Annotated in this window: 23 protein-coding genes and 1 pseudogene; 22 read left to right on the forward strand and 2 right to left on the reverse strand. The window is 52.7% G+C overall.

The genetic code is table 11. From position 1 onward, the window contains the following. The first annotated feature begins 285 nt into the window (after positions 1-285). From JQN59_RS25940 to JQN59_RS26015, 17 genes and pseudogenes are all read left to right on the forward strand, one after another. Positions 286-1,029, forward strand: coding sequence for a hypothetical protein (locus JQN59_RS25940; protein WP_053389740.1), 744 nt, complete (start codon positions 286-288; stop codon positions 1,027-1,029). A gap of 354 nt (positions 1,030-1,383) precedes the next feature. Continuing rightward, the gene (locus JQN59_RS25945; RefSeq protein ID WP_072206635.1) at positions 1,384-1,845 is read left to right on the forward strand and encodes a hypothetical protein; all 462 of its coding nucleotides are present in this window, start codon (positions 1,384-1,386) and stop codon (positions 1,843-1,845) included. Next, on the forward strand, positions 1,845-2,183 hold the full coding sequence (locus JQN59_RS25950; RefSeq protein WP_053389741.1) for a hypothetical protein: 339 nt from the start codon (positions 1,845-1,847) through the stop codon (positions 2,181-2,183). The genes JQN59_RS25945 and JQN59_RS25950 overlap by 1 nt, the downstream gene beginning before the upstream one ends. Before the next feature lie 363 nt (positions 2,184-2,546). Then, on the forward strand, positions 2,547-3,326 hold the full coding sequence (locus JQN59_RS25955) for a hypothetical protein (protein WP_145996429.1): 780 nt from the start codon (positions 2,547-2,549) through the stop codon (positions 3,324-3,326). A gap of 407 nt (positions 3,327-3,733) precedes the next feature. Then, entirely contained in the window at positions 3,734-4,243 is a 510-nt protein-coding gene (locus JQN59_RS25960; RefSeq protein ID WP_053389743.1) for an antirestriction protein ArdA, read from the forward strand. A gap of 42 nt (positions 4,244-4,285) precedes the next feature. Then, entirely contained in the window at positions 4,286-4,474 is a 189-nt protein-coding gene (locus JQN59_RS25965; RefSeq protein ID WP_048227667.1) for a hypothetical protein, read from the forward strand. An 804-nt stretch (positions 4,475-5,278) separates the two neighbouring features. Further along, on the forward strand, positions 5,279-5,611 hold the full coding sequence (locus JQN59_RS25970) for a DUF905 family protein (protein WP_077223967.1): 333 nt from the start codon (positions 5,279-5,281) through the stop codon (positions 5,609-5,611). A gap of 67 nt (positions 5,612-5,678) precedes the next feature. After that, positions 5,679-7,667, forward strand: coding sequence for a ParB/RepB/Spo0J family partition protein (locus JQN59_RS25975; protein WP_099530128.1), 1,989 nt, complete (start codon positions 5,679-5,681; stop codon positions 7,665-7,667). Positions 7,668-7,710: 43 nt separating this feature from the next. Beyond that, on the forward strand, positions 7,711-8,136 hold the full coding sequence (gene psiB, locus JQN59_RS25980; RefSeq protein WP_204528234.1) for a conjugation system SOS inhibitor PsiB: 426 nt from the start codon (positions 7,711-7,713) through the stop codon (positions 8,134-8,136). After that, entirely contained in the window at positions 8,133-8,867 is a 735-nt protein-coding gene (locus JQN59_RS25985; RefSeq protein WP_048227664.1) for a plasmid SOS inhibition protein A, read from the forward strand. Before psiB ends, JQN59_RS25985 begins: the two co-directional genes overlap by 4 nt. Then, positions 8,864-9,100: a hypothetical protein gene (locus JQN59_RS25990; RefSeq protein ID WP_048227663.1), complete on the forward strand. Its 237-nt coding sequence runs from the start codon at positions 8,864-8,866 to the stop codon at positions 9,098-9,100. The genes JQN59_RS25985 and JQN59_RS25990 overlap by 4 nt, the downstream gene beginning before the upstream one ends. Before the next feature lie 173 nt (positions 9,101-9,273). Next, positions 9,274-9,423 (forward strand): annotated as a pseudogene (locus JQN59_RS27140) (DUF5431 family protein); the annotation flags it as partial. Then, positions 9,365-9,490: a type I toxin-antitoxin system Hok family toxin gene (locus JQN59_RS25995; protein ID WP_228719026.1), complete on the forward strand. Its 126-nt coding sequence runs from the start codon at positions 9,365-9,367 to the stop codon at positions 9,488-9,490. The pseudogene JQN59_RS27140 and the gene JQN59_RS25995, both read left to right, overlap by 59 nt. 906 nt (positions 9,491-10,396) lie before the next feature. Next, a complete protein-coding gene (locus tag JQN59_RS26000) occupies positions 10,397-10,753 on the forward strand; it encodes a hypothetical protein (protein ID WP_040231230.1) in 357 nt (118 codons plus the stop codon). 42 nt (positions 10,754-10,795) lie between these two features. Then, on the forward strand, positions 10,796-11,614 hold the full coding sequence (locus JQN59_RS26005) for an N-6 DNA methylase (protein WP_053389747.1): 819 nt from the start codon (positions 10,796-10,798) through the stop codon (positions 11,612-11,614). A 79-nt stretch (positions 11,615-11,693) separates the two neighbouring features. Further along, positions 11,694-12,185, forward strand: coding sequence for an antirestriction protein (locus JQN59_RS26010; RefSeq protein WP_053389748.1), 492 nt, complete (start codon positions 11,694-11,696; stop codon positions 12,183-12,185). Positions 12,186-12,229: 44 nt separating this feature from the next. Beyond that, the gene (locus JQN59_RS26015; RefSeq protein WP_099530126.1) at positions 12,230-12,532 is read left to right on the forward strand and encodes a DUF957 domain-containing protein; all 303 of its coding nucleotides are present in this window, start codon (positions 12,230-12,232) and stop codon (positions 12,530-12,532) included. Here the strand turns inward: JQN59_RS26015 and JQN59_RS26020 are convergent. Then, the gene (locus JQN59_RS26020; protein WP_040231225.1) at positions 12,529-12,786 is read right to left on the reverse strand and encodes a helix-turn-helix domain-containing protein; all 258 of its coding nucleotides are present in this window, start codon (positions 12,784-12,786) and stop codon (positions 12,529-12,531) included. The genes JQN59_RS26015 and JQN59_RS26020 overlap by 4 nt on opposite strands. A 523-nt stretch (positions 12,787-13,309) precedes the next feature. Here JQN59_RS26020 and JQN59_RS26025 point away from each other — a divergent pair. The 3 genes from JQN59_RS26025 (at position 13,310) to JQN59_RS26035 (ending at position 15,319) form a co-directional block, all read left to right on the forward strand. Beyond that, positions 13,310-13,456, forward strand: coding sequence for a hypothetical protein (locus tag JQN59_RS26025; RefSeq protein ID WP_048227658.1), 147 nt, complete (start codon positions 13,310-13,312; stop codon positions 13,454-13,456). Between the two features lie 54 nt (positions 13,457-13,510). Continuing rightward, a complete protein-coding gene (locus JQN59_RS26030; RefSeq protein ID WP_053069312.1) occupies positions 13,511-14,080 on the forward strand; it encodes a DUF5983 family protein in 570 nt (189 codons plus the stop codon). Between the two features lie 405 nt (positions 14,081-14,485). Then, positions 14,486-15,319: a DUF932 domain-containing protein gene (locus tag JQN59_RS26035; RefSeq protein WP_204528232.1), complete on the forward strand. Its 834-nt coding sequence runs from the start codon at positions 14,486-14,488 to the stop codon at positions 15,317-15,319. 163 nt (positions 15,320-15,482) lie between these two features. Here the strand turns inward: JQN59_RS26035 and JQN59_RS26040 are convergent, their stop codons facing one another. Continuing rightward, positions 15,483-15,806, reverse strand: a complete 324-nt coding sequence (locus JQN59_RS26040) for a molybdopterin-guanine dinucleotide biosynthesis protein MobC (protein WP_180956651.1) — start codon at positions 15,804-15,806, stop codon at positions 15,483-15,485. 243 nt (positions 15,807-16,049) lie between these two features. Between JQN59_RS26040 and mobA the strand changes: the two genes are divergently transcribed. Beyond that, a complete protein-coding gene (gene mobA / locus JQN59_RS26045) occupies positions 16,050-16,385 on the forward strand; it encodes a plasmid mobilization protein MobA (RefSeq protein WP_099530123.1) in 336 nt (111 codons plus the stop codon). 21 nt (positions 16,386-16,406) lie between these two features. Continuing rightward, on the forward strand, positions 16,407-19,106 hold the full coding sequence (locus JQN59_RS26050) for a relaxase/mobilization nuclease domain-containing protein (protein ID WP_099530120.1): 2,700 nt from the start codon (positions 16,407-16,409) through the stop codon (positions 19,104-19,106). The last annotated feature ends 85 nt before the right edge of the window (positions 19,107-19,191 follow it).

Raw genomic sequence — 19,191 nt, forward strand, 5'->3', positions numbered from 1 at the left:
GGGGATAACGATGTGGGTATATCCAATGAAGTCACTTTGCTGCTCTATTGCAGTCAGATTATCTCCAGCCATCGCTTAAACAGTTGCACCGTGCCGGCAAAAATAAAGTCGCCTGCTGCTGCACCCGTTCGCACTCCCTCTGGTCGCTTGCGCTGCGGCTTTGCCTCCGGAACTTGATTTTTGCCTGATGGCACGTTGCCGCCTGTCGCTTATGGCGGGAGATATCCTCCCGTACGTAAAAGCTACGGCAGAAGAAGCCCGGTAAATCAAACGAAGGAGTACCCTATGAATCTTTATATGACTCTTGCACCAACCCGCAGCCGTCAGATCCTGTCAGAAAACAACTGGCCGTCGTCAGTCGTTGTCCAGCCTGATGCAAACTGTTATTGCTTCACTATTTCGGGCCATGTCACTACCGAATCTATTATGGCGATGCTGCCGGCGATTGCTTCACGTGGCCATCTTGATACCCGTGCGGTCCATGGCCTGCAGCAGATGTGCAGTGATCTCAACCTGTGTGCAAGCGTCAGCGGCGAAATCCTGAAAGGTGATCCTTGTGTTCGGGTTGATTTTGAGGAGGCGAACCCGATCTGTATTGGCCTGACTGAAGCGATTGAAGCCGATTTGATGGTCCTGTGCCGTCAGATCTTCATTGATGCCGGCATTATTAACGACATGACCGGAGCCCAGTATGAAGGGATTAATATTTTTGAGCGCCAGACACGCCACTTCTGGGTTTTTGGTGAAGCGTGGAATGATATGCCGCCGCTGATGCGCCCGGATGCTGAACAACAGCAACTATGGCTGACAGAAATTTTTCACCACGGGGCCGCAGTTGTTGCCGTTGGCCTCGCGATTTACCGTGATTTTGATATGGTCCGCGAAGGTGACCGCAGCGCCGGCATTTGCATTATTCGTCCGGGAGCGCCAGTACGCCATTGGCTACCGCTGAAAGCGCTTCATGCTCTGGCTGACGAGGTACGCCAGCGTATCATCCACGATCGGGAATTAACCTCCAGCTTTTCCTGAAGACGTCCCCGGGAAACCGGGGCTCATCATCTCTCCCCAGCCATCCACTGCCGGTATTGAACCGGCAGCGTCTGGTTATCCCATCTTCAGGCATGGGTGCGCCGTGCCTTCACTATAGCCCGACTGTGGTGAATGCAAGGGAAGCTGCGCCGCCAGCTGCACCCGGCCGCCTGTGATTTAACGTCTTATCGTCGTTCCTTCCGTCGGTTTTCCGCTCAATTTTCACGGAAAACCCGTCCGGAACGCCTCTGCTATTACCGGCTACCGGCCTTGCTGGCGCCCTTGCATTAACCACTGATCGTCGGGCTGTCGTGTCGGCACGGCGCAGATGGGTGCCGGGTTAAGGAGGGAAATATGTTTAAGCTGACGTGTATTACGCTGGATGATGGCCAGCATGCGGTGTTTCTCAATGGCCACTGTCTGGCCAGTGACGATGTAAGTGGCCATAAGTTTTCCCTGGGGGAGATCCTTGAGCGTCTGTCCCGGCTACCAGGCGTTCAGACCGAAATGGTGAAATGGCCGGTACCGCCAGGAGACTGGGAGTGGTTTGATGTGGCCAACGCAGTTTTCCCGACACCTGGTCTGTGGCGTCGTGAAATGACTGTATCGGGGATGATTGCCAGATTGCAGCAACATCCTCTGGATGCACTTTGTACAGGGACGTTCTGGCTGGCCGACGATTTCCTTTCGCTCGATAACACGCTGGACAACGAGACGATTGAGGCTGCGATGGCACTCGCTGATGAATGCCATGATGCCAATATCGGTTTCAACTGGGATCACCTGCAGTGGGCGATTGAAGAGGCAAAGAAATAATGAATACCTGGTTGATTGGCGTCGATATCGAAGTTTCTGATCTTGAGTTTCCGGCATATTTCCTGATCCAGGCGGAGAGTCTGGCGCTGGCGGAAGCCGGGGTTGTTTATATGGGGAGAACCTGGTGGCAGGAATGCCTGGAAGAGAGTGATGGCTGCCGATGGGCTTATCGTTCCGGAAAGTCGGTCTGGTTTAACAGCATCACACTGCTTGATGATGTTGAAAGTTCTATCCTGCAGGAGCTTAAATTCCTGGATGCCTGGGTTGTTACCGGTGATCTGACAAGCCCGCGGGTTCAGAATCAGTTCAACGAACACTGGGACGAATTCACCCGCTAACCGTGGCCGGGCTGCATTGTCAGCCCGCCAAATCAGCCATAAGGATGTCGTGGACTCCGCTTTTTATGCCGCGCCGGTGTCGCGGCGGGTGTCAACGCCGTGCCTCCACTATAGCCCGACTGCGGTTAATGCAAGGGACATGGCCGGGCCATCTCCACCATCGCCCGGTCGCAGTAAATTTTTTATGTTTTTCAACGTTCTTCCCGTCGTTCTCTCGCTCAGGTTTCGCTCGATAACCGTCCAGACCGTTTCTGCTTTTATCTGCGCTGCGGCCTCCGGTTCCGCCCTTGCATTTCCCGCGGATCGTCGGGCTGTCGTATCGGCACGGCGAAGCAGTCGCCGCGTCGAGACAAGGAGAAAACTATGACCACCGCTTATCGCTTTATGCACCGTCACACCCGTAACACGCTGGTTGCCCGTGGCTGGCCAGCCACGATGGATATCGATACCAGCCTGAATTATTCGCGTGGGGAAGGCGTCGCTTTCTATGGCCAACTGGGGGCGTCCGATCTGCTGCGCCTGTTGCCTGAAATTGCGCTGCGTGGCCTGATGCCGGATAGCGCACTGAATGAACTGCTGCCATTAGTTAGCGGGAGCGATCTGATTGTTCGTCTTTACCGCAACTCGCTGGGCCACCGCAAAGCCCACGCTGGCACGATTTCGCTGGAATACGATAACTGTCCTGCCGGGATGTCGGTAAAACAAATCCTGTGCCTCCTGAAAGCCCTGCGAGACGAAATCAACCATGTCTGTAGCTGTGTCGCCGCTGCCGGATACCGCCTGACAGAAGCCCTGCGTCCTGCTGCTGATCCTCTGGTGTTTACCCGCCGGACGCGCAACTTCACGCTCTCCGTGATTGAAGTGGAAGCCGGAAGCGATGATACCGAGTGGGATAACGACACTCTCGACGCGCGCCTGAAAGCCGTCCTCGACGGGCAGGAAACGTTTCGTCGCCTCCAGATCCGTCTCGAATGTCGCGGTCGCGTTGTTGGTGTCACGGACGTACCGTTCGCGCTGCGTCACCCGGACAGCCCATCACGCGTATGGTTTGAGCGCCGCTGGTTACGTGATGCGGTCAGCGAGGCCCGCGTCGAAATTGACGCGATGATGCGGTCATTCTCCGGAATCCGGATTGCTGCGTGACCGACGGGCGGGGCAGATTGCCCCGCAGTTCTGAACAGGAATCGGATGTCGCGCTGCTCCGCTATACCAGCGCGACCTCCACGCTGTTACGGGCGCGCGCGGGATGAGATTTCGTGCGGTCTGCGGCTAACGCCGTGCCTTCACTTTAGCCCGACCGCTGCGTATGCAAGGCACGTGGCTGGCGCCACCTCCACCGTCACCCGGTCGCAGTTATTTTTGATGATTATCGGCGTTCTTCCCGTTGTTTTTCTGCTCAAAAATTCGCAGAAAAACCGTCCAGACCGCCTCTGCTTTATCTGCGCTGCGGCCTCCGCTTCCGACCTTGCATCCTCCGCTTTTCGTCGGGCTGTCGTGTCGGCACGGCGTAAGCCGGTACTCAGATAACCTGGACTATGGAGGGAACACCCATGAACACTATCAGCACCACCACCCCGGCGGTATACGTTGGCACTTATCACAAATACAACTGTGGCAGCCTGGCCGGAAAATGGTTTGATTTGACCGATTTCGACGAGAAAGAAGACTTTCTGGAAGCCTGCCACGCGCTCCACGCGAATGAGCATGACCCGGAACTGATGTTTCAGGACTGGGAAGGCATTCCTTCTCAGTTTGCCTCTGAAAGCTCTGTGGACTGGGATTTCATCGATGCCTACAAACAGGCGAAGGATGTAGGTAAGGACGCGGCATTTATCGCGTGGGCCGAATACAGCGGCGAATGCGACTTTGACGCGTTCGAAGACGCCTACTATGGCGAGGCCGTGAGCGAAGAAGATTTTGCTGTGGACTACGTGAACGAACACAGCCTGCTGGCGGCTATCCCTGAGAGCCTGCGCGGCTACTTTGACTATGACGCGTTTGCCCGTGATTTGTTTATCGACACTTTCAACTTCATTGATGGCTATGTTTTTCGTCGCTAATTCAGATAAGGCAGGGGAAACCCTGCCGGAAAAAGGTTCCCTATGAAAATGACACCTGAAACACGCAAAATTCTGAAACACTACAAAACTCTGGTAAACGAACGCCGCAGGGAATTAGGCCTCAGACCTATAACGACGCCAATGCTCCTTGACGATATTTGTGATTTGTTGACTCGTCGCGAGCAACTTTTTATCGGCGGCCAGTTTATCCAGCAAAAAGTTAAATATTAGTCCCGGAGGCGGCCAATGAGCCGCCTGTTCGCGCGCGGGAAAACCATGTCATCCCTGCGGGATGACGGCAGGGGAAAGCGCCTGCGGCGCATTCCCTCCGCCGGTGAAGCCGGTAATGAATCAGTTCTGAAATCTGCTTTTCCTGCTGTCGTTTCTGAAACATGCTGACCTGCGTGGGCGTGGGCGTGGGCGTGGGCGTGGGCGTGGGCGTGGGCGTGGACCGCGTGGCCAGAACCATAACCAGAACGATAAAAACCGGGGCTTTCAGATACTTTTTTTCCACGGGCTGGTTTACCCGGGCGACTTCCCTTCGGGAACCGGGGCTGTCATGCTTCGCACCGAGCCAGCTGCGCTGTCTCTGCCCGGCCCTCCGGTAAACCTTCGGGCAGCGGGTTTCCATCCCAGGCTGTCGCAACGTCAAAGGCTGGCTTGCAGCGACCGTTCCGGTCGCGCCGCCCTGTCGCGCCGTTCCTGCGCTCGATGCACCCCGTTCCGGGGTGTAAGGGGCAACGTTGTTGACGTTGCCGGCTCTCTCCCGCCACTTCCTCTGCGTTCATTCCCTGCTGAGTGCCTTTCCGGTCGCTGATACCGCCACAACCCGTCTTGCTGGCCAGGACCGCCGGGGCTTTATCAGCAAATTTTTTCCGGACGAGCCGGAATAAATTTCCCGCTAATCCTGGACAGCTTCACCGGGCCGTGCCCGTTACGCTCTCGCGGAAAGGTCCTCCGCAGTGTGTGAAAACACCAGAAAGAGGACGGCAGGAGAGGCTTTGCCTCTGAAAACCAGACCAGAGGGGTTTTGTGATGTGCAAATCGTTGAAGGATTTTCTGAATCAGCCTGAGTCATTACGGCAGCCTACGGCTGAGGATCATGCGCTGGCGGCGCTGCTGAATGGCGAAGTCGTCAATGCTCCTGCGCCACTGCTTCCGTTGGGCGCTTTTACACGCGAAGACGCGAAAAACGTGTCTGCGTATTACTCCAATGTGACGTTAGAAAACGATCAGTCATCGCATTTTCAGTTAGTTATGCGTGACGAACATGAGCAGTTGATTGAACGGGTCTGGAATTTCCAGCCGGATGCCGGACAGGTACTGAACGGCTACCTGAAAAGTCACGGCAGGGCAGTACAGCAGTAAACGAAAGGTGTTCTGCGGAGATGCACCTCCGCAGAACGCGACAATCATTAAAATGGAGGAAATAACGATGTCAGTAGCAAATGTTAAAGCAAAATCAGCCAAAAAGGCCAACCCGAAGAATAAAGTTATCAGCGCAGAACTGAAAAGCGCGCTTGATTCCGCTGTTATCACATACGTTCCGCTGTCCGATCTTATTAAATCTCCGCTGAACGTGCGTACTATCCCTTACACCGCTGACAGTGTTAAACGTCTGGCTAACTCGATTGAAAACCTCGGGCTTCTGCATAACCTCGTGGTTCACGTGCTGCCGGAGGGCAAATCCGGAGTTGCTGCAGGTGGTAGACGTCTCACCGCACTGAATCTGTTGTGCGAGACGGGACGTATTGGTGCTGATTATCAGGTTCCGGTTAAGTGTGTCAGTGACGAGTTGGCTGTTGAAGCGTCTTACGCTGAGAACAATGAACTGGAGGCGATGCACCCTGCCGAGCAAATTATGGCCTTTGGTAAGCTGGCGGCGCAGGGCAAAACCGCCGCGCAGATTGGTGATGGTCTGGGCTATGGTTCCCGCCATGTTCAGCGCATGTTGAAACTGGCAAACCTTGCCCCAGCACTGCTGGATAAGCTGGCACAGGATGAAATCACTGTTGAGCAGTGTCAGGCTCTGTGCCTTGAATCCAGTCAGGAACGTCAGGTTCAGGTGTTTGACAGCGTCTACGCGCAGTGGGGATCTGTTCAGGCTCATTTACTAAAACGTGCGATCACAGAAACCGAAATTTCTGTTACCAGTTCAGCCTTTCTCTTTGTGGGTCGTGAAGCATATGAAACCGCTGGCGGTGTGGTTCGTGAAGATTTGTTTTCCAAGGAAGAGGGGGCTGGAACGGCTGACAGCGTACTGGTTCAGCGCCTTGTACAGGAAAAACTGGACACGATTGCACTGCAACACGAACTGAGCGAGGGCTGGTCGTGGAGTATGGGTCGTCCAGAAACGGTAAGTCGTTATGGTCAGGACGTGCAAGACTACCTGCTGCTGGAAAAACCAGAAACCGTCTATACCGATGAAGAACAGGCGCGTCTGGATGAACTGAAAGAGAAATTTAGTACGTTTGACAGTGCCTGTGATGAAGCTGACGAGCTTGATGCCGAAATCTGTCGTATGCAGGAAGAAGCAGGACAACGTGCCTGGACGGATGGGATGAAAGCCTCTGCGGGTGTTGTGGTCAGCTACCAGTATGGCGAACTGGTCATTCAGCGCGGTGTCTGCCGTATTGCAGACCTTCCGACAAAAGAGAACGGAGAAACGGAAAGTGGGGAGGATCCTGTACCTGCGGTGACTTCGATAAAAAAAGATATCACCGAAGGGGTTACCGCGCCGCAACTGCTGAAAATGTCGTCTGAAAGGACGCTTGCTGTTCAGGCAGCGTTGATGAACCAGCCAACCAAAGCCGTGGCGCTGCTGGCATGGCGTATGTGTGCTGAGGTCTTTACGGGGCGTGGAGAGCAGGATAATCCATTTGGTGTTCGCGTGACTGTAGGTCATTACTCACAGACCATGAATGCACCGTCGGGCAAGGAGGGTAAAGCATATACCGCAATCCGGACCGAAGGTGAGCGTCTTGAGGCGCTGTTGCCAGAGGGCTGGCGACAGGATTTAACCTCGTTCTTCTCGCTGGATGGTGGCGTGCTCATGTCTCTTATGGCGTTTTGTACGGCCTGTTCCGTTGACGGTGTTCAGACTCGCGATAACGGTCATACCTCCCGAAGTAAACTTGACGCGCTGGAGACTGCGATCGATTTCAACTTTCGCGACTGGTGGCATCCAACCAAAGACGGATATTTCAAAGGCGTTAAGCATGACCAGATTGTCGAATCCCTGAAAGAGGCTGGAATGGAAGGGGCAGCGTCCGATGCGGCGAAGATGAAGAAGGGCGATGCTGCCGAGCTTGCCGAAGATCGTCTGAAAGACAGTTGCTGGGTTCCTGCGTGGTTATGCGCTCCGCAGCCGAAAGCGATTGAAGAAAACCAGACTGAAACTGACCACTCGGCATTAGCCGCCTGATATGGAGAGCCGCCCCGATGGGGCGGCAATAAGGAGATACCCTATGAGTATTCATCATTCCCGTCTTGCCGCGATGATCGCCGAAGAGTTTGAAGCCCATCGAGCAGCGGGTTTTCAGTATCGCAGTGAACTCACTAATGCCGTCATGAATTCCTTCGCGCTTCCTGACAAATGGGACATGAACGGAGAATTTCGCAGTGAGTTCGGCGGCTTGTTTCCGGTTCAGATTCGCTTTACCCCCGAACATGAGCGCTTTGAAGTGGTGGTATGCAGCCCTGGTGAAATCAGTGATTACTGGCTTGTGCTGATTTCCATGTCTCAGGGAGAGCGTCTGGCCTGTGTTCACCAGTCCTCGTTCTTCGATGCCAGTGAAATCAGCCGCATTTTGTGCCAGATCAGTGGCCTTCACTGGGATGGATACGGACTATGCGACATCATGTCTATTCTGAAAGAGGAGATACCAGCATGAGCATTCCACGCCATCTCTCTCTTGTGACGCAACTGCCAGAACGTGAAGCTGCACTCCGTGCCATTATGCACGTTGAGGAAACAACCCAGAAGGACAGGCGGTTCGGTAATCCGCCGCACCCTTATGCCCGGGCCTTTTTCCGGTTCCTGTGTGGGAGCAGCAAAATTAGCGGTCGCGCCATTAACCAGGTACGCGGCGTGTACTGGTACAAGGACGACAAAGTCCCGCTCGCTCAGTATGAGGAAGCATTTGATACTCTGATTCGCTCGCGGGGTCGGCATTGTTATTCACCGCTTGATACCTCGATGGTGACATCGCTGTTTCCGGAGCAGGCGTTCAGTGTGGGAGAGCGTCAGGCAAGCCGTTACCAGCGTGAAGATGATCTATACAGCCGTCAGGAGGCACGCCGAGAAAGAGAGCGGGAAGAGAAGTATGACAATCTGACCGGGCAGGCCGAAATTGACCTGGCATTTCACACACCGGAGACTATCCGCACCTGGTATGCCCACTGGTCACAACAGGATATCCGGGACTACGATCTGGAAAAAATGCTGTGGGCGTGGACAGAACGTTGTCCGTCACTGGCATCTCTGGTTCGCGGGTATAACCTGTCGGCGCTGGAGGTTGTGCTGGATGTTCACGACGTTGCGGGAGCCAGTTCGCCTGAAGAACGCGAGCTTGAACGCTGGATGGTACCGAACAAGATCACTCTTCGGGAGGTCTGGCCGTGAGAAAACGAAACCCGTTCCGCGAGGAACTGAAACTCGCACGCAGTCAGCGTAAGAAGCTGCAGACCATCGTCGACAAACTGAATGATATGTCTGCCGAATGGGCCGACTGGCATGGCGGACTGGAGACAGATTTTTATCTGTTGGCTGAGGCGGTATACCCGCAACTTGCCGTGCTGGATGAGCAGATTACTGAGTGGGCCAGAGGGGAGGGCGATCCCCGGGAAGACGGATAAGCAGGATAAATTAAGACAGTTAGCTGCCTATTCCTGGGCAGAAAGAGGGATGAACGGTATAATGGCGGTGGCGCTTGAGGCTTTTTGCCTCAGGATGTTCCGGTGGTTTGTACCTGTGTCGTGAGGCAGAAAGACAAAAGCCCCAGTTAATTTTCATTAACCGAGGCCCCTGCATGAATCGACACCATCAGGATAGCCTCTTAGATGCCGTAAGGCAAGGAGAAGAAGGCCATGAAACTGCCGCGAAGTCCCGTTATCTGGTGTGTGCTTATAGTGTGTTTAACACTGCTGGCATTCACATACCTGACCCGAAAATCGCTTTGCGAAATCAGGCTGAAGGACGGAGAACGGGAGGTCGCTGCAATACTGGCTTACGAATCCGCTAAGTAGCTAACCCCGGCGGGGGGAAACCCCCGCCATTCAGGGTATCGGATGTTGTCGGACCATTGCCGCAAGCGCTTTTAGAAGGGCTTCCCTGTTCGCAGGGAGGCCCTTTTCCCTGTCTGGCCTGGCATGAACAACCTGCTGCAGGGCGCCCAGCTGGAAGGGCGGGGGAGAGGCGCTGCGCGCCTCCCATCCTCCCCTCCGTTTATGTCCTCATTATGGTCATTTAGTCGTCTTCCGCTTTCTTCCTGCCGTCTGTTTCTCTTTACTCACTTCTGTACCACTTTCCCTGATAGCTGTGCCATTTTCTCCCGGATTTTTGCTGTTTCAAACCAGAAAGGCGAAGAACCCGACCACCTTCGGCTCCCCGTCGCGCCAGCGCGCCAGGTCGTCAGGCCACACTCCGCCAGGGCAGCTGCTTAACGCACCCGCCAGGCTCCGCCGAACCCCTGCGGGTTTCGGGCTATTCGCTAGTGTCCGATGGAGAAGGTCAACCCCACGCTTGCTGCGGCCGTTCCGGCCACGCCGCTCTCACCATCCCGTCGCCGGCGACGGGATTCTGCAGGGCAACATCGCTACGCTGCCGCGTATCGCCGTTGCGGCGGGTCCCGGCTCGTCTTCTCCGTTGTGCGTTCTCCCTTTGAGATCCTCCTCCTGGGTGCTGAATCACGCCACAGTCCTCCTTGTCATCCAGGGCCGCTGCCGCTCTCCAGCGAAAACTTTTTCCAGGTAAAAACTTTGCGCTTCCGCCCCGGATTCCGGCGTCGGCCGGTGGCGTGCTGCACCTGCGGCGAAGGTTCTCAAACGGGTGAAGTGAAACAACCCGGGAAACTTCAGCAGGTTCCCGCAAAACGTCAAAACCGCGGCTCCCGTAACTCAACGGGTGATGTGATTAAAAGAAAGGAGATCCTTATGCACGTATATCAGACCGAACCGACCCACACGCTGGACATGAACGCGACCGCCGAGGCCGAGCGCGCCTACTGGCTGACCCGCGAAAAAGCGGCTGTCACTGCACCCGTCGAAATCGACGTGTACAAGTTCCATGACGCGGCAGGGATGATGCCGCCAATGAACTGGCGTAGCGACACCGCGCAGGACACTGAAACGTTCATGATGCAGGAAATGTATTGCGGGAACGTGACTGATATTTTCGTGCGCTGCGGCAAGCGTTATTTCCGTCTGCGTGATTACAGCCACCTGAATCACGCCGTCATTGTGGCGAAGGTCAAAGCGACCTTCATTCCTGAAAGCCAGAAAACACACTGATACACGGAGCCGCCCCTGAAGGGGCGGCAAGCAGGGGGAACTATGTCACAACTGAGTTTTGCAGAATTTTTCAACCAGGCGCGTGAGTCTGACAACGTTATTCCAATTGTTCCGGTTTCCAAAAAGAAGCCGATTATCGGATTGATGCACGTGGATGCAGCACGTAAGCAGTTTATCCGCCTGTTTAACGATACCGCGCGTTATATGCGCCGCTGGGATGTGTTCTGCGATTTCATCACGCTTTCTGCCAGTGAGCTGGATCTGGCGCGGATTCTTACACCGGAGAATATCGAGCGTAGCCGCAAAGTCTGCGAGCGCTACGAGGCCGCAGATATTCAGAAAATGCATGATCTTTTCATCCTGATGGTGTGCGCGCTCGATGCCAAATTTCATGATTTTCTCGGCGCGATTTTCATGGAGCTGGAGCTGGGATCTAATGGCATGGGGCAATACTTCACGCCGTATTCCGTTCAGTCGATGATGGCACGAATGATGATGCCCGGCGTGAAAGAGTCGATCCGCCGCGAGGGTTTTGTCACCGTCAGTGACCCTGCGAGCGGCGCGGCGGGGATGATTATCGCCTATGCCGAATGCCTGTTAGATGCCGGATATGACCATTCGAATCACATGTTCGGAAGCTGTATCGATATTGACCCGATCGCCGCCGATATGGCGTTTGTTCAGCTTTCGTTACTGGGTATCCCGGCGGAAGTTATCACAGGCAACACGCTGACAATGAACCTGCATCGTGCGCGGTATACCCCGGTTTATTACTGGAACGACTTTAAAAACAAGCTGGAGTTCCAGAGACGCATGAAAGCAATGAAGGACTTTATGTACGGCCTCGATATTGCCGCCTGACATATAGCGTTTGCAGCTGCCGTTCCGGCAGCGCCACTTAAACTGGCCGCCACTGGCGGCCACTAAGGAAAGCCGAATAATGATGACTTCCACAATGATTGCCCCGACTGCCAGCATTGAAATCACTGACCCGCGCCAGCGTCTGGCCTTTATTCCTGAATTATTCTTCACGCCGCAGGGCGACCAGCTGGTCGCCTCCTGGTTACAGGTACATAGCCAGTATGACGGAGGTTTCTGGCGTTACTTTGCCGTTCCGCGTGGTATCAGCGGTCGAATTGACGGATGGACTGAGGACTGTATTACCCGACCGACCGGGTATCTGGTACCGCCGGAAGGGGTGTATCACGTGACCATGCCGGGAAATTACTTCGATGCTGAGGTTTCAGCGGAGGCCGCCGGGATCATTGCGACACTGATGTCCCTCAATCGTCTGAACTGGCAGGTCTATGAAATGGGGGAGCGCATGGCGAAAGTCTGCCAGGGGCTTGTCGATCGTCAGGACGCGCTGAAGGACTATATCAGCATCATCAAACACCCGGAACGCGATCTGATTTACCGGGCCATTGACTGAAAAATCAGGCCCGGCGGTTGCCGGGCCACACCGAAAGAGGACGTATGAGCAAACCCCACAAACTGGAAATCCTGCTGGCGTGGCTGGAGGATAACGTGGCGATGGGCACAGAGATAATTTTTGATGAAGGGGTCGATTCGGGTGATGTGCTTCCGGCAGTTCGCGCGGCGGTTGAACTGCTGAATATGCCCAAAGCGGTCAGTCATCCGCCGCCATGGGATGCTTACTATACTTGTGAAGCCATTGATTCAGAGGAACTGAGCAAAGATGAAGCGCGAGTCTGGAATATGGCGCAAAAATATGTGCAGGACACGTTGCAGGGGAGGTTCGCAGGGAAGGGCCGTTAATCCGGATGGATCGCATCATCGATCATCACATTGAGCATTTCACGCATTTTGTCGCCGCTGGTCCGGTTCTGTCTGAATCGGGGCAGCTGGTCCTGTAGTGATAGCGTCACTGTTGCCAGCGCAATGCTGCGTTTCAGGCGGGGCGCGTTTTCGTAGTCTTTATAGGTTCGCAGGCTGATATCCAGTTGTTCAGCCGCCTTGTCACGGCTCCAGCCGAGGCCTTTTCTCCAGAGTCGAAGCTCGTAACCTGTCATTATTTATCCTTAAAAAAGTGCAGAAATTGCACTTATTTTATAATGAAATTATGGTTTTTTTGAAGGTTAAAAGGTGCAGATATTGCACTTTTTTTGATGTTGAAATTGACAGCGAAAAGAGAAAGGAAAATGCGAAAGGCGCGCCCCCTTCGGCTCCCCTCCGCACGCACGAAAGCCTCTCATTGCTGATGCAGACTGGCATCTCCCGTAAGCGTCTGAAAGGGTCGCAGCAGAGCTGCTTAAGGCCTGATTTTTTCCGGTGTGACGCAGAAAAAATAAGTCCTTAACCCTTGCAGCCTCTTTCGGGCGCTGCCGAATCGTCTGCGCAATGAGGGCGTTTCGTTCTGGCCCGGAAGCCGAAGAAAAAAGAGACGGCAGAAGGAGCCGGGGGGGAACAACTGAAGGCTTGCGTCATCGACGCAGAAAGGATTGCCGGATCACAGGCAATAAAAAAGCAGAGCGCGAACTCTGCTTCTTCCAGACCAGATGCAACTGGTCCTCATCTAAACCAAAGGAGTTAACTATGATTTTCGACCCGCAAATAGTCGCACAGGCGAAGGCGTTTGTAAACGCTCTGAAGAGTGGCCGCCGCGCGCATGTACCTGCGCTGCGATTTGAATACTGGCAGCAGTTCATGACTACCGTGAACGCCGAGTTGGGCTACATCTGACAGCCGCCGCCCCGCAACGGGGCGGCTTTTGAGCGCCATAGCGGAGAATAACCAATGACAAAATATTATCTACAAAATGCGCCACGTGGCGTAACAGCTATTCAGCTTGATAACGGCGAGGAAGCCATTTACCTGAACGGTGAATTTATTGCGTGCTGTGACCTTAATGAACGTGATGATCCTGTTATCGGAATGGGAGAAATTCTTGCAGAAAAAATTGGTGTACCTTTCAGGTTGCTGACGCTTCCCGTTCCTGATGATGAAGAGTGGTCATGGAACGATGTTACCGACTCTCTGAAATGGGGACCTCGTGTTGTGCTTTCACGCATGATGATGCGCCCTGTCCTGGAGTGTTGCATCAATCACATCACACTGGAAGATCATAATATTCTCGACAACATCGTGTTCTGGGATGAAGACAGCGGGTGGTTAATGAATACCGGAGTGGGCTACCTGATTCGGCTCGATGCCGTTACTAACCCGTTACACAGACTGAAAAAAATGGGTATTTCGAGAACCACACGTGCATTCATCTTTTGCGCAATTCGTCAGGCCGATGTCAGCATGATCCACTTCTCTGCCGTGGGCGATCATGTGGAAGGCGCACCTGTTTTTGAATGGTAAGTATTCGCCCGGAAGAGCCGGGCATAATTCCCCACCTCCGGCGCACGGGCTTGCAGCTGCCGTTCCGTCAGCGCCGCCCTGACTGGGGCCGCTTCCGGCCCCAGAAAGGAAACGGGCTTCGCCCGCTGGCTTAATTCCAGCTTCACCTTTTGAGTACTTTGCTCACCGCGTGCTGCCTTACCCGTGAAAGACTCTGGCCCGACCCGGAGTCTATGCAAGGGGACATCACTCACCCGTTCGCACTCCCTCTGGTCGCTTGCGCTGCGGCTTCCTGCTGCACCCTTGCATCTCCTCCTTGCAGGTCAGGCCGTTCGCTTTATCACGGGAACGGCCTCCCGCGATGGTGAATCATCATCAAAAAGGCGACGGCAGAAGCAATTTTTTATCATCATGAGGAGAATCACTATGGCCCGTTTAGCATCTCGTTTTGCATCAATGAATGCCATCCGTCGCGAGCGTCCACTGACGAACGATGAACTGATGCATGTTGTTCCGAGTATTTTCTCCGAGGACAAACATGATTCACGTAGCGAACGCTACACGTACATTCCAACGATTACCGTTCTGGAAAAATTGCGCGAAGAAGGTTTCCTCCCGTTCTTTGCTTGCCAGACACGCACTCGTGATGAAGGAAAACGTGGTCACACCAAACATATGATGCGTTTGCGTCGTGCCGGGCAAATTGCAGGTAAAGAGGTTCCGGAAATAATTCTTTTGAATAGCCACGATGGTAGCAGCAGTTATCAGATGATTCCGGGAATGTTCCGCTTCGTCTGCACCAACGGGATGATTTGCGGGCAGACGTTCGGTGAGATACGTGTCCCGCACAAAGGCGATGTAGTAGAGCAAGTTATAGAAGGCGCATACGAGGTTCTGGGAATTTTTGACGAAATAACAGAGTCACGAGAAATAATGAAAGACACCGCGCTGACACGCGAGGAGCAGGAAATTTTTGCACAGACCGCTCTGGGCTGGCGTTATGATGAAAACTCAGAAGGAAAGCACATACCTCTGGCACCATTCGATTTGCTCAATGTTCGCCGAAATGAAGATAAATCTAATGATCTTTGGACGACGTATCAGCGTGTTCAGGAGAATATGACAAAGGGTGGTTTACTGGGAAAAACAGCGCAAGGAAAGAGACAGCGTACGCGTGCAGTGACTGGAATTGATGGGGATGTAAAACTGAACCGTGCATTGTGGGGAATGGCTGAAATGATGCAAAAGTTGAAGTCATGAATGATGCAATGCGGGAGGAAACTCCCGCTAATTATGGTGCTATACGTGACAAACACAGGTATTGAATCAGTTTTAAACTAATTACACAGTTCGGAATTATCTAACCACTATCGTGGTAAAATAATGCCTCTCATCAGGTTCCAGTTGCTCTCCGTAAAAATTCTTAACTTTCTTTATTCACTGGAGTTTGATTAGAATTTTTATTCGTTCTGTTACGAGATAAACCTGCCCCTTTTGTTGTTTTTTTCTGCTTACTTAATATTTCACGAATAGCTTTAACACTTGTTTGGATACCCACACCCTCTAAAGCCGAACGGATATCATCTACAGAATAGCCTTTATGACCAGAAAGCAAAATTATCTGGTCTTGCAGTTTATTCAATACGTCGGATTTGGTAAGACGTTTCTCGGTTAAATCAGGTAGAGAATCTAACGTCATTTTTGCCATTTCAACGTCTTCCGTTGTGAACCATTTTTTATCTGCCATATCAAATTATTCCTTTCACATATTGCCGCTATGATTTTCATGTAAATCATACCATTGCCAAATGAAAAGTGGCAGTGTCTCGCACTGCCGATGCCGTCAAATCGCCACTAGGCGAAACAGCCAGCGAAGCGTATAATGGCCGAAAAAACGGGACAGGATGTGCATTTGTAATACCGCGCACGCACGATATTACAAATGCCACCTGGTCAGGGCTCCGCCCCGACACCCGAGTAAGGAGCACACATGAGCAACAAAGTATCCCGAAGAGGAAGTGATAAACGGCAAAAAACCGTTATCAAGACTCTGAGGTTTACCCCTGATGAAATCGAAGAAATTGAAGGGAAAGCGGAAGAGGTTGGGCAAAGCGTATCGGCTTACATTCGTAACGCTGCGATGAACAGAAAGGTCATTTCACTCATCGACGACAGCTTTATGACTGAGTTATTGAGGCTGGGAAGACTGCAAAAGCATCTGTTTGTTGAAGGGAAAAGAGTCGGGGATAAAGAATACTCCACGGTCCTTGTAGCAATATCAGAACTGTCCACCACGCTCAGAAAAAAACTTATGAGCAACGACTAGTACGGAGAGAATCAGAACATCATGATCGCGGTTATTCCACCTAAACGACAAGACGGCAAGTCCTCCTTTGGGGATCTGGTGTCTTACGTTTCAGTTCGTGATGAACCGCGCGATGATGATTTGATGGAAGCTGTTAAAGCTTCCGGAACAAAACCAGAAATGCCGCACCGTAGTAGGTTTACTCGTCTTGTTGATTACGCGACTAAACTGCGCGATGAGTCGTTTATCTCACTGGTTGACGTTATGCCAGACGGCGGGGAGTGGGTAAATTTTTATGGTGTGACCTGTTTTCACAATTGCACATCCATTGAAAGTGCAGCCGAAGAGATGGAGTTCTCCGCCCGAAAAGCTAAGTTCGCCCACAACAAAAGCGACCCTGTATTTCACTATATTCTGAGCTGGCAATCTCATGAAAGCCCACGCCCTGAACAGATTTATGATTCGGTCAGTCACACACTTTCCCGCCTCGGCTTAACCGGACATCAGTTTGTCGCTGCCGTTCACACTGACACAGATAACCTGCACGTCCACATTGCTGTAAACCGTGTACATCCGGAGACCGGTTATCTCAACCGTCTCGCTTACAGCCAGGAAAAACTGAGTAAGGCCTGCCGTGAGCTGGAGCTTAAGCATGGTTTTTCGCCCGATAATGGGTGCTATGTGATTGCACCTGACAATCGTATTGTTCGTCGTACTTCGATTGAACGTGATCGTCAAAGTGCCTGGAAGCGTGGTCGTATTCAGAGCCTGAGAGAATACATCGCTGACACTGCTATAGCCGGTTTACGGGAAGCACCTGTGACTGACTGGTCTTCTCTCCATCAGCGTTTTGCTAAAGAAGGTTTGTTCCTGTCAGCGGATAACGGCGAGTTGAAAGTGAAGGATGGCTGGGACAGTGAGCGTCCTGGCGTAACGCTTTCGGCATTTGGTCACGCTTTCGATACCGAAAAACTTATTCGTAAACTGGGTGAGTTTACTCCTCCTGCACAGGATATCTTTTCGCAAGTCCAGGCTGTTGGCCGTTACGAACCTGAGAAAATTACAGTGCCGTCGCGTCCTGAACGAATGACAGAGAAAGATACCTTAACTGACTATGCGACCGCACGTTTACGCGCACCGCTGATTGCACTTGATCAGGACCCGTCGCAACGAACTATACAGTCGGTACATACACTCCTCGCAAAGTCGGGTTTGTATCTTAAAGAACAACATGATCGACTGGTTATCTGTGATGGATATGATCCAACGCGCACACCAGTCAGGGCAGAACGGGTATGGCCTGCGCTAACGAAAGCGGTCCTGGACTCGTATAAAGGTGGCTGGAAGCCGGTACCAAAAGACATTTTCCAGCAGGTTCCTCCTGCAGAACAGTTCACTGGTGGCGGTCTGGAAGCAACTCCAGTTTCCGATCGGGAATGGCGAAAATTGCGTACAGGATCGGGTCCACAGGGAGCCCTGAAACGCGAGATTTTCTCCGATAAGGAAAGCCTCTGGGGCTATGCTGTTTCGCACTGCCGTCAGGAGATTGAAACGCTTATAAGCAGTAAACACTTTTCCTGGGAACGCTGTCATGAACAGTTTGCGAAACAAGGGTTGTTGTTAGTTCGTGAGCAGCAGGGGCTGGTTGTGATGGATGCCTATAATCGCGAACAGACTCCTGTTAAGGCAAGTCATGTTCATCCGGATCTTACACTTGCGCGTGCGGAACCTCATGCTGGTTCATTTGTTCCAGTGCCGGCAGACATCTTTGAACGTGTTAAGCCGGTAAGCCGTTACAATCCGGAACTGGCCGTGAGCGATCGCGATATTCCTGGTATGAAACGTGACCCTGAATTGCGTCGCCAGCGCCGTGAAGCGCGCGCAGCTGCAAGAGAAGATCTGAAAGCCCGTTATGCAGCCTGGCGGGCTAACTGGCAGCGTCCGGATTTGCGTGGTCGTGAGCGCTACCAGGCTATACATGATGAATGCCGGATGCGTAAAGCGCGCATCCGTATCGAACATCGAGACCCTCTGGTGAGAAAGCTGTATTACCATATTGTAGAACTGCAGCGTATGCAGGCTCTGATTACACTGAAAGAAGCTATGAAAGCTGAACGCGCTGAACTCATCGGACAGGGAACATGGTATCCGCCGTCTTACCGGCAGTGGGTTGAAGCTGAAGCGGTGAAAGGTGACAAGGCTGCGATATCACAGCTAAGGGGATGGGATTACAAGGATCGTCGTGGTAATGCAGTGAAATCCACTACAGACAGCAGATGTGTTGTTATCTGTGAACCTGGTGGTACGCCGATGTATTCCGGTGTACCTGGCCTACAGGCTTCACTGAAGAAAAATGGTCGCGTCCAGTTCCGGGATCCGGAGACAGGTCGTCACATTTGCACTGACTATGGCGACAGGGTTATTTTCAGAAACACCGGCGATTACGATTCGCTGAAGCGGGATATGGTCAAAGTCGCACCGGTTCTCTTCAGTCGTTCTCCGACCGTCGCGATGGCACCAGAAGGGAATGATGAACAGTTCAATACAGCATTTGCCAAAATGGTGGCATGGCACAATGTGAACCACCGCGATGAAGCTGAATACCATATCGCACGGCCGGATGTAGACCAGCTACGTGTTGAGCATGAGCAACAATTCACAAATGTGTTGAATCAAAGCAGTTATGCTCCGGATGCTCAAGCTTCACATCAGAATACCTGGGAACCACCGACGCCAAGATAAACAGAGTCAGCCTCTGTATTAAAGCTTTTTTTAACTAGTGATATTGTTATTAAAGGATGTTTTAATAACTATCTAGCTTATTAAA

The sequence above is a fragment of the Citrobacter sp. B72 genome (genome assembly GCF_016894305.1).
Classification (GTDB): Bacteria; Pseudomonadota; Gammaproteobacteria; order Enterobacterales; family Enterobacteriaceae; genus Citrobacter; species Citrobacter portucalensis.